We start from the raw sequence: 10,386 nt of genomic DNA, 5'->3' as shown, positions 1-10,386 counted from the left end.
ACCGCCCGGGTCTTCATCCCCGCCGCGTCCGAACCCGCCTCCGGCTCCGACAGGCAGTACGAGAACATCCCCTCACCACGCGCCAGCGCCCCCAGGTACCGCGCCTTCAGCTCCTCCGAACCCGACAGCTGCACCGGCAGCGACCCCAGCTTGTTCACCGCCGGGATCAACGAGGACGACGCACACACCCGCGCCACCTCCTCGATCACGATCACCGTCGCCAGCGCGTCCGCCCCCGCACCGCCGTACTCCTCCGGCACGTGCACCGCATGCAGGTCGTTGCCCTGCAGCGCGTCCAACGCCTCCTGCGGGAACCGCCCCTGCTCGTCCACCTCCGCCGCGAACGGGGCGATCTTCGCCTCGGCCAGCGAACGCACCGCCTCACGGAGCATCTCGTGCTCCTCGGAGATCCGGAAGAGATCGAAGTCAGCCGCCCCTGCGCTGCCCGCCATGATGCCTGCCTCGTCGTTCAGTGACCAACGCCCGAGCGAGGTCCGATCGACGCCCGGTGCGAGTCGAATCCGCGGTTAACTACCGTTCAGTAGAGATCCTAGGGCGCGGGCCTGCGGCTGCCTAGCGTCCCAGCCGTGCAGGTGATCCGTGCGTGCTCCCCGCGGGCGGATAGCATCAGGGCATCTGTACTGGTCGCGTCCGCATCCAAGGAGAACCCGTGACCCTCCGCATCTCCGTGATCGGCACCGGCTACCTCGGCGCCACGCACGCCGCCGCGATGGCCGAGTTCGGCTTCGAGGTGCTGGGTCTGGACATCGACCCGGACAAGATCGCCATGCTGACCGCGGGCCGCGTCCCGATGTACGAGCCCGGGCTGTCCGAACTGCTGCTCAAGCACGTGGCCGGGCACGAGGGTTCGACCGGACGGCTGCGCTTCACCACCTCCGCCCAGGAGGCCGCCGAGTTCGGCGACGTGCACTTCGTCTGCGTCAACACCCCGCAGCGCAAGGGCGAGTTCGCGGCCGACATGTCGTACGTCGACACCGCGATCGACGAGCTCGCGCCGCACCTGACCCGCCCCGCCCTGGTGGTCGGCAAGTCCACCGTCCCGGTCGGCTCGGCGGCCCGGCTGGCCGAGCGGCTGGCCGCGCTGGCACCGGTCGGCGAGGGCGCCGAACTCGCCTGGAACCCGGAGTTCCTGCGCGAGGGCTTCGCCGTGCAGGACACCCTGCGGCCGGACCGGATCGTGGTCGGCACCCAGAGCGAGCGGGCCGAGCGGCTGCTGCGCGAGGTGTACGCGGAGCCGATCGCGGCCGGGGTGCCGTTCATGGTCACCGACTTCGCGACGGCGGAACTGGTCAAGGCGGCCGCCAACTCCTTCCTGGCCACCAAGATCTCCTTCATCAACGCGATGGCCGAGGTCTGCGAGGCGGCCGGCGCGGACGTCACCCAGCTCAGCAAGGCGCTCGCCTACGACGAGCGGATCGGCGGCAAGTTCCTCAACTCCGGCCTCGGCTTCGGCGGCGGCTGCCTGCCGAAGGACATCCGCGCGTTCATGGCCCGGGCCGGCGAGCTCGGCGCCGACCAGGCGCTGACCTTCCTGCGCGAGGTCGACTCGATCAACATGCGGCGCCGCTCCCGGATGGTGGAGTTGGCGCGCGAACAGTGCGGCGGCGGCTTCCTGGGCCGCCGGGTCGCCGTCCTCGGCGCCGCCTTCAAGCCCAACTCGGACGACATCCGGGACTCCCCCGCCCTCAACGTGGCCGCCCAGATCCAGCTCCAGGGCGCCCAGGTCACCGTCTACGACCCGAAGGCCGTGGACAACGCCCGCAAGATGTTCCCGTCCCTCACCTACGCCCACTCCGCCCTGGAGGCCGCCGAGGGCGCCCATGTCGTCCTCCACCTCACCGAGTGGTCCGAGTTCCGCGAGCTGGATCCGGCCACCCTCGGCTCCGTGGTCGCCGAGCGCCGCCTGCTCGACGGCCGCAACGTCCTGGACGCCGACGCCTGGCGTGCCGCCGGCTGGACCTACCGCGCCCTGGGCCGCCCGAGCTGAGGCGCCCGCCCGCACACCACGGAAGCGCCCGTCCCCGACCTCGGGGGCGGGCGCTTCCGCGTTCCCTGGCACAATTATTTGAACATGTTCAACTCTCGTGCGAGGATCGGGCCGTCCGCCATGCACGGTGGTCCGGAGACCGGGGGGCCTTCATGCGCAAGCTGCTCGTCGGCCCGGGTCGAGCTCCAGGCCTTCGACGTCCGACCGGCCGGAATCCCACGCGCCCGGGCGTCGTTGGTAGCGGCATGACGAGCTACGGCGACGAAGCGACGGTCCGCGGGATCCTCACCGGCGCGGGCGACACCTGGGCCGTGGTGGGCCTGTCCAACAACACCGCCCGGGCCGCCTACCGGGTGGCCCGGGTCCTCCAGCAGTACGGCAAGCGGATCGTGCCCGTGCACCCGAAGGCCGAGACGGTCCTCGGCGAGCAGGGCTACGCCTCGCTCGCCGAGATCCCCTTCCAGGTCGACGTGGTGGACGTGTTCGTGAACAGCGCGCTGGCCGGCGAGGTGGCCGACCAGGCGGTGGCCGCCGGGGCGAAGGCGGTCTGGTTCCAGCTCGGCGTCGTCGACGAGGCCGCCTACGAGCGGACCAGGGACGCCGGGCCGGCCATGGTGATGGACCGGTGCCCGGCCATCGAGATCCCGCGGCTCGGCTGAGGCTCAGCCGTCCAGCCGCGCGATGGTGGCGATGGACGGGCGCCGCTCGGCGCGCAGCCGGGCGGCCACCGACTCGGCGTCGCGCAGGACGCGGACGGCGTTGTGCCAGGTGAGCTTGGCCAGGTCGGCCTCCGACCAGCGGCGGTCGAGGAGTTCGGCGACCAGGTTGGGGTAGCCGGCCACCGAGTCCAGGCCGTCGGGCAGGAAGGCGGTGCCGTCGAAGTCGCCGCCGATGCCGATGTGGTCGATGCCGGCCACCTCGCGCATGTGGTCGAGATGGTCGGCGACGGTGGCCGGGGTGGCGATCGGGCGCGGGTTGGCGGCCTCGAAGGCGCGCTGGCGTTCCATGGCCGGCGGGGTGGTGTCCAGCGGGTGGAAGCCGTGGGCGCGCATGTTCTCGTCGGCCTCCCGGGTCCACTCGATGGCGGCGGGCAGGATGAACTTCGGCACGAAGGTCGCCATCGCCACGCCGCCGTTGGCGGGCAGCTGGGCGAGCACGTCGTCCGGGATGTTGCGCGGGTGGTCGCAGACCGCGCGCGAGGAGGAGTGCGAGAAGACGACGGGCGCCTCGGTGACCCGCAGGGCGTCGCGCATGGTGTCGGCGGAGACGTGCGAGAGGTCGACCAGCATGCCGAGCCGGTTCATCTCCCGGACGACCTCCTCGCCGAACCGGGTCAGCCCGCCGGCCACCGGCTTGTCGGTCGCGGAGTCCGCCCACGGCACGTTGTCGTTGTGGGTGAGCGTCAGGTACCGCACGCCCAGTTCGTACAGGGCGCGCAGGGTGGCCAGCGAGCAGTCGATGGAGTGGCCGCCCTCGGCGCCCATCAGGGAGGCGATCCGGCCCTCGGCGCGGGCGGCCTCCATGTCGGCGGCGGTACGGGCCAGGCGCAGCCGGTCCGGGTAGCGCTCGACCAGGGCGTGGACGAAGTCGACCTGCTCCAGGGTGGCGCTCACCGCGTGGTCGCCGGCCAGTGAGGAGGGGACGTAGACGGACCAGAACTGCGCGCCGACCCCGCCCTCCGCGAGGCGGGCGAGGTCGGTGTGCAGGCGGTCGCTCTGGTCGGCGGCGAGGTCGAGCGCGCCGAGGTCGTACCCGGCCTGCTCGCGCATCGCCCAGGGGAGGTCGTTGTGGCCGTCCACCACGGGGGCGGTGCGCAGCAGGGCGCGGGCGCGGTCGAGCGGGGTGGGGGAGGAGTCCGTCCGAGAAGTCATACGGGCTGTTCTACCCCACCCCCACCAGCGGGATTACTTGCCGAATCCGAAGGAGGAGGAACCGGCCACCTTGGCGCGCAGCTTGGCGCCCTTCTCGGTGGCCTGGTTGTTCAGCTCGGTCTGGAAGTCGGTCATCTTCTCGGTGAGCTCGGGGTCGAAGGCGGCGAGCATCCGCACCGCGAGCAGGCCGGCGTTGCGAGCGCCGGCCACCGAGACGGTCGCCACCGGAACGCCGGCCGGCATCTGGACGATCGACAGCAGGCTGTCCATGCCGTCCAGGTAGCGCAGCGGCACCGGCACGCCGATGACCGGCAGCGGGGTGACGGAGGCGAGCATGCCCGGCAGGTGGGCCGCGCCGCCGGCGCCGGCGATGATCGCCTTCAGTCCGCGCTCGTGGGCCCGCTCGCCGTACGCGACCATCTCGCGGGGCATCCGGTGGGCGGAGACGACGTCCACCTCGTAGGGGACCTCGAACTCGTCGAGCGCCTGGGCGGCGGCCTCCATGACCGGCCAGTCGGAGTCCGAGCCCATCACGATGCCAATGAGCGGAGAGGTCATTCGGTGATCGTTCCTCGCAGGTAGGCGGCCGCGTGGCGGGCGCGCTCGCGGACGTCTTCGAGGTCGTCCCCGAAGACGTTGACGTGGCCGACCTTGCGGCCGGGCTTCACGTCCTTCCCGTACATGTGGATCCGCAGCCCGGGGTCGCGGGCCATGCAGTGCAGGAAGGGGTGGTACATGTCGGGGTAGTCGCCGCCGAGGACGTTGACCATGACGGTCCACCTGGCGCGCGGGCGGGGGTCGCCGAGCGGGAGGTCGAGGACGGCCCGCAGGTGGTTCTCGAACTGCGAGGTGACGGCGCCGTCCTGGGTCCAGTGCCCGGAGTTGTGCGGGCGCATGGCCAGCTCGTTGACCAGGATGCGGCCGTCCCGGGTCTGGAACAGCTCGACGGCGAGGTGGCCGACGATGCCGAGGTCGCCGGCGATCCGCAGGGCGAGCTGCTGGGCCTCGTCGGACAGGGCCGGGTCGAGGTCCGGCGCGGGGGCGGTGACCTCGGCGCAGACGCCGTTCTCCTGGACGCTCTCCACCACCGGGTAGGCGACGGCCTGGCCGCTGGGCGAGCGGACCACGTTGGCGGCCAGCTCGCGGACGAAGTCGACCTTCTCCTCGGCCAGCACCGCGACGCCGGCCAGGAACGGGGCCTGCGCCTGCTCCTCGTCGTCGACGACCCAGACGCCCTTGCCGTCGTAGCCGCCGCGGACGGTCTTCAGGACGACGGGGTAGCCGGAGCCCTCGTTCGCGAAGGCGGTGACGTCGGCCGGGTCGGCGACGATGCGGTGCCGGGGGCAGGGCACGTCGATGGAGTCCAGCTTGGCCCGCATCACACCCTTGTCCTGGGCGTTGACCAGCGCGTCCGGGCCGGGGCGGACGGCGATGCCGTCGGCCTCCAGGGCCCGTAGGTGCTCGGTGGGGACGTGTTCGTGGTCGAAGGTGATCACGTCGCAGCCGGCGGCGAAGGCGCGCAGGGTGTCGAGGTCGCGGTAGTCACCGAGGACGACGTCGGAGACCACCTGCGCGGCGGAGTCCTGGGGCGTGTCGGCGAGGAGTTTGAACCTGACCCCGAGCGGGATGCCCGCCTGGTGTGCCATGCGGGCCAGCTGCCCGCCACCGATCATGCCCACCACTGGAAAATTCACATTGCCCGGGGAAGTCACGCGGCCCAGGATATCCGGGCCGGTCGGGGGCGGTGGAGCCGCCGGTGGGGCCTCCGGAGCGGACGCGCGTAGATGTCAACCCCCACCCCGGACGGCTGAGCCGTTCGATGGAAGCGGGTAGCCTGAACGGCCAGGTCCTCGTCCGCGCGGTCGGATCATGTGCGTGCACGCAGGGCTCAAGGGGTGTCCCCGGCCCAGTGGGACACCGCTTTTCCCCGCAGGTACATGGAGGCCACCCGGTATGGCGACGACCGCAGCTTCGAACCCCTCGCTCATGCAGAAACTGCGTGGGCTCAGGGGTGAGGTGGTGAAGTTCGCCATAGTCGGCGTGACCGGCGTGATCGTCAACGCCGGGGTCTTCTGGGTCTGCCTCAAGACGACCGGTCCGATCAACTCCTTCTCGGGCTACATCGCCACCAGCGTGGCGATCGGCACCAACTACCTCGGCTACCGCTACTGGCTCTACCGCGACCGGGACGCGGCCTCGCGCAAGCGCGAGATCACCCTCTTCCTGATCTTCAGCGGCATCGGCATGCTGATCGAGAACGGCATCAACGCCTTCTCGGTGCACGTGCTCGGCTACTCCTCGCCCACCAGCCAGCTGATCGCCAAGAACGTGATCGGTCTGATCGCCGGCACCACCTTCCGGTTCTTCTCCTACCGGACGTGGGTCTTCAAGGCGCTGCCGGAGACCGAGCAGGAGGTCACCGCCGACGGCCGGGAGCTGGCCGCCCAGGCCGAGCTGATGCTGGCCACCGAGCGGATCCGCTACGCCCAGGCCGAGTAGCCGCCCCTCCCCTTGCCGGGCCCGCCCCCGCGGGCGGCGCCCCGACACGCCCTAACCCTCGTGGCTGCGCCCGAGGAAGAGCGCGAACACCGGCGGCTTCAGCGAGAGCAGTTCGAGCCGCCCGCCGTCCGCCTCCGCGAGATCGCGGGCGACGGCCAGCCCGATGCCGGTGGAGTTGCGTCCGCTGACCGCGCGCTCGAACACCCGGTTGCCGAGGTCCGGCGGCACTCCCGCGCCCTGGTCCTGGACCTCGACCACCACCGAGGTGCCGGACGGCCGTACCCGCAGGGTGATCGTCCCGGCGCCGTGCATCAGCGAGTTCTCGATCAGGGTGGCCAGCACCTGGGCCACCGTCCCCGGGGTGCCGACCGCGGTGACCCCGTGCAGCCCCTCCAGGGAGAGCACCCGGCCCTGTTCCCGCAGCGTCGGGCCCCACTCCTCCACCTGCTGTTTGATCACCTCGTCGAGGTCGAAGGCGACGGCGGTGGGGCTGCGCGGGTCGCGCTGGGTGGTGAGCAGCCGCTGGACCACGTCGGTGAGCCGCTCGACCTGCTGGAGGGCGATGGTCGCCTCCTCCTTGACCGTCTCCGGCTCCTCGGCGAGGGCGGTGATCTCCTCCAGCCGCATGGAGAGCGCGGTGAGCGGGGTGCGCAGCTGGTGCGAGGCGTCGGCGGCGAGCCGGCGCTCGGCGGTGAGCATCCGGGCGATCCGCTCGGCGCTGGTGTCCAGCACCTCGGCGACCCGGTCGAGTTCGGGCACCCCGTAGCGGCGGTCGCGCGGGCGCGGGTCGCCGGAGCCGAGCCGCTCGGCGGTCTCGGCGAGGTCGGTGAGCGGCCGGGCGAGCCGCTTGGCCTGCCAGACGGCGAGCGCCACCGCGGCCTGGACGGCCAGCAGGGCGACCACGCCGAGCAGCAGCAGGTTGTTGGCGATCTCGTGGTCGACGTCCTCGCGGGACTGCTCGACGGTGACGGTCTCGCCGCTGTTGCCGCGCTCGACGGCCTTCAGCAGGTGGTTCCCGGCCGGGCGCTCGCCCGCGGAGACCACCGGCTGGCCGGGCACCTGTACCTCGACGTAGCTGCCCTCGGTGACCTGGCTCTCGAAGGCCCGCCCGGTGACCGGCTCCCCCGCGGCGAGCCGGCTCTCGACCAGGGCGAGCACCCGGACGGCGGCCGCGTCCACCCGGTCCTGGGCCGAGTTGACGATGGTCCGCTTCTCGACCAGGGCGAGCGGCACGCAGAACACCACGACCACCACCAGGACGACGCCCAGCAGCGAGTTGATCATCCGGCGTTTCACGCTGCCGCTCCCCGAGGTGTTCCGCTGCCGCGGGCCGAGGGCCCGCCTGGGGCCCGATGTCGTCAGGCGCTAATTCTTCTCGAACCGGAACCCGACTCCGCGCACGGTGGCGATGTAGCGCGGGTTGGCCGCGTCGTCGCCGAGCTTCTTGCGGAGCCAGGAGATGTGCATGTCCAGGGTCTTGGTGGAGGTCCACCAGGTGGTGTCCCAGACCTGCCGCATGATCTCCTCGCGGGTGACCACCCGGCCGGCGTCCCGGACCAGGACCCGCAGGAGCTCGAACTCCTTGGCGGAGAGGGTGAGTTCCTCGTCGCCGAGCCAGGCGCGGTGGGACTCGATGTCGATCTTCACCCCGTGCGCGCCGGTGGTGAGCTGGTCGACGTTGCCGCGGCGGAGCAGGGCCCGGACGCGGGCGAGCAGTTCGGCCAGGCGGAAGGGCTTGGTGACGTAGTCGTCGGCGCCGGCGTCCAGGCCGACCACGGTGTCCACCTCGTCGGCGCGGGCGGTGAGCACCAGGACGGGGCAGCTCTTGCCGTCGGCGCGCAGGCGACGGCAGACCTCCAGGCCGTCCATCTCGGGCAGACCGAGGTCCAGGACGACGAGGTCGACCTCCTCGGTGAGGCCGGCGGACAGTGCGGTCGGACCGTCCTCGCGGACGAGCACCTCATAGCCCTCGCGTCGCAGGGCCCGGGCGAGCGGTTCGGAGATCGCCGGATCGTCCTCGGCGAGCAGCACACAGGTCATGTGGTGATGGTAGTCCGCCCGGGTATGGCCGGACGCCCTGTGAGGTAGTTCACAGAGCGTGATCGTTATATAAGCCCTTGATCACGCCCAACACGGCAGGGCAGACCGGCCGTTCAGCGAAGAATCCCCACTTGCATCTTGAATCCGAAGGAAGACACGCCCATCTACCATCGATAGATCGGGCAGATCCGTTGCCAACATGGCCATTCCCACACCTGATTCAAGGCTTTTGTCATCTGATAAAGCCAAATGTCGCCACGTAGAGTGGTTTCGTCCACGTCCGCCGCCACCCCCCTAGGCGGACGCTGTCAGGCAAGGAACAACTATTCATGGCGTCGAAGACCCTGGACGCCGACAAGACGTCGGCCTCTCCCAGCGGCAAGACCTTCCTCGGTCACCCCCGAGGTCTCGCCACCCTGTTCATGACCGAGATGTGGGAGCGCTTCTCCTACTACGGCATGCGCGCCCTGCTGATCTACTACCTGGTCTCCGGTGGCGCCGACGCCGCCGTGGGCAGCCAGGGCGGTGGCCTCGCCAAGTCGGCGGCGCTGGCGACGGCGGTCTACTCCGTCTACGTCTCGATGGTCTACCTCATGGCCTACCCCGGCGGTTGGTTCGGTGACCGGGTCTGGGGTGCCCGCAAGACCGTCGCCATCGCCGGGTTCGTGATCATGTTCGGCCACATCGCACTGGCGATCCCCGGACAGGCCGCGTTCTTCCTCGGCCTGCTCCTGGTCGCAGTCGGCTCCGGGCTCCTGAAGGCCAACATCTCCACGATGGTCGGCCAGCTCTACAACGGCCCCGAGGACCCGCGCCGCGACGGTGGCTTCACCGTCTTCTACATGAGCATCAACCTCGGTGCCTTCGTCGCTCCGTTCATCATCGGGACGATCGGCAAGGAGTACAACTGGCACCTGGGCTTCGGCATCGCCGCCGTCGGCATGGCCTTCGGCCTGGTGCAGTTCCTGCTGGGCAGCCGCCACCTGTCGCCCCGTAGCAGCGAGGTCCCCAACCCGCTGAAGCCCGCGGAGCGCAACAGCCTGCTGAAGAAGGTCGCCCTCACGGTCGTCGGCGCGGCCGTGTTCTACGGCGCCATCGTCGCGATGGGCGTCTACACGCTGAACTGGGCCCTCGTCCCGCTCACCGTGGCCGGCCTGCTGATCCCGGTGACCGTGCTGGTCCGGATCAAGCGCGACAAGGACCTGACCGCCGGCGAGCAGTCCAAGATGTCCGCGTACATCTGGTTCTTCGCCGCGGCCGCCATCTTCTGGATGATCTACGACCAGGGCGGTTCGACCCTCTCCCTGTTCGCGGACAAGAAGACCGCGGACAACCTGTTCGGCTTCGGCTTCTCGGCCACCTGGTACCAGTCGCTGAACCCGCTGTTCGTGATGGCGCTCGCCCCGGTGTTCGCCTGGCTGTGGCTGTGGCTCTCCCGCCGCAACAAGGAGCCGAACACCATCGTGAAGTTCTCGATGGGCCTGCTCCTGGTCGGCGCCTCGTTCTTCATCTTCATCGTGCCGATGAACATGGCGGACGGCGGCACCATGGTCTCCCCGATGTGGCTGGTCTCGATCTACCTGATCCAGACCATCGGTGAGCTGTGCCTCTCCCCGGTCGGCCTCTCGGTCACCACGAAGATGGCACCGCGCAAGTACGCCTCCCAGATGATGGGCGTCTGGTTCCTCGCCGTCACCGCCGGTGACTGCACCACCAGCCTGCTCTCGCTGGCCGGCGTCAGCCTCGACGGCACCGGCATCATCGCGATGCAGGCGTCGCTCGCGGTCCTCGCCGGGCTCGCCATCTTCGGGTACCGCAAGCGGGTCCAGGCCCTCATGGGCGACGTGCACTGACCGACCCCCCTCCGGCTCACGACTCCGGGGCCGCCGTGGATTCCTGAGATCCACGGCGGCCCCGGTCGTCTTTTCCGGCCCGGCCGCCCGGGCGTCGGGTGCTCGGACGTCGGAC

Annotated in this window: 10 protein-coding genes; 4 read left to right on the top strand and 6 right to left on the bottom strand. The window is 70.6% G+C overall.

Annotated elements, in window-relative coordinates:
• Window positions 1-452 (bottom strand): acyl-CoA dehydrogenase family protein (locus ACGF0D_RS09245; RefSeq protein WP_392914442.1); only part of this gene is annotated, 452 nt, incomplete at its 3' end.
• A 218-nt stretch (window positions 453-670) separates the two neighbouring features.
• On the opposite strand from ACGF0D_RS09245, the gene ACGF0D_RS09240 reads away from it, so the two are divergent.
• Window positions 671-2,008 carry a UDP-glucose dehydrogenase family protein gene (locus ACGF0D_RS09240; protein ID WP_392866998.1) on the top strand — a complete coding sequence of 446 codons (1,338 nt, stop codon included), beginning with the start codon at window positions 671-673 and terminating at the stop codon, window positions 2,006-2,008.
• Window positions 2,009-2,253: 245 nt separating this feature from the next.
• Window positions 2,254-2,667 carry a CoA-binding protein gene (locus tag ACGF0D_RS09235; RefSeq protein ID WP_392867001.1) on the top strand — a complete coding sequence of 138 codons (414 nt, stop codon included), beginning with the start codon at window positions 2,254-2,256 and terminating at the stop codon, window positions 2,665-2,667.
• A gap of 3 nt (window positions 2,668-2,670) precedes the next feature.
• Here the strand turns inward: ACGF0D_RS09235 and ACGF0D_RS09230 are convergent, their stop codons facing one another.
• The 3 genes from ACGF0D_RS09230 to ACGF0D_RS09220 are packed head-to-tail and all read right to left on the bottom strand — an operon-like array spanning window position 2,671 to window position 5,573.
• Window positions 2,671-3,879 carry a dipeptidase gene (locus tag ACGF0D_RS09230; RefSeq protein ID WP_392914441.1) on the bottom strand — a complete coding sequence of 403 codons (1,209 nt, stop codon included), beginning with the start codon at window positions 3,877-3,879 and terminating at the stop codon, window positions 2,671-2,673.
• 33 nt (window positions 3,880-3,912) lie between these two features.
• Window positions 3,913-4,437, bottom strand: coding sequence for a 5-(carboxyamino)imidazole ribonucleotide mutase (gene purE, locus ACGF0D_RS09225; RefSeq protein ID WP_392867006.1), 525 nt, complete (start codon window positions 4,435-4,437; stop codon window positions 3,913-3,915).
• Window positions 4,434-5,573: a 5-(carboxyamino)imidazole ribonucleotide synthase gene (locus tag ACGF0D_RS09220; RefSeq protein ID WP_392867009.1), complete on the bottom strand. Its 1,140-nt coding sequence runs from the start codon at window positions 5,571-5,573 to the stop codon at window positions 4,434-4,436. Before ACGF0D_RS09220 ends, purE begins: the two co-directional genes overlap by 4 nt.
• A gap of 325 nt (window positions 5,574-5,898) precedes the next feature.
• Between ACGF0D_RS09220 and ACGF0D_RS09215 the strand changes: the two genes are divergently transcribed.
• A complete protein-coding gene (locus ACGF0D_RS09215) occupies window positions 5,899-6,378 on the top strand; it encodes a GtrA family protein (protein ID WP_392867011.1) in 480 nt (159 codons plus the stop codon).
• 51 nt (window positions 6,379-6,429) lie between these two features.
• On the opposite strand, the gene ACGF0D_RS09210 is transcribed toward ACGF0D_RS09215, so the two are convergent.
• Together ACGF0D_RS09210 and ACGF0D_RS09205 are read right to left on the bottom strand one after the other, a co-directional pair.
• Complete coding sequence (locus ACGF0D_RS09210) at window positions 6,430-7,674, bottom strand: ATP-binding protein (RefSeq protein WP_392867014.1); 1,245 nt, start codon at window positions 7,672-7,674, stop codon at window positions 6,430-6,432.
• Window positions 7,675-7,743: 69 nt separating this feature from the next.
• A complete protein-coding gene (locus tag ACGF0D_RS09205; protein ID WP_392867016.1) occupies window positions 7,744-8,418 on the bottom strand; it encodes a response regulator transcription factor in 675 nt (224 codons plus the stop codon).
• A 329-nt stretch (window positions 8,419-8,747) separates the two neighbouring features.
• On the opposite strand from ACGF0D_RS09205, the gene ACGF0D_RS09200 reads away from it, so the two are divergent.
• Entirely contained in the window at window positions 8,748-10,271 is a 1,524-nt protein-coding gene (locus ACGF0D_RS09200) for a peptide MFS transporter (protein WP_392914440.1), read from the top strand.
• The last annotated feature ends 115 nt before the right edge of the window (window positions 10,272-10,386 follow it).

The organism is Kitasatospora sp. NPDC048298, assembly GCF_043201465.1.
GTDB lineage: Bacteria > Actinomycetota > Actinomycetes > Streptomycetales > Streptomycetaceae > Kitasatospora.
The sequence above is the reverse complement of the archived record's forward strand: the minus strand, read 5'-3'. Positions and strand labels throughout refer to the sequence as shown.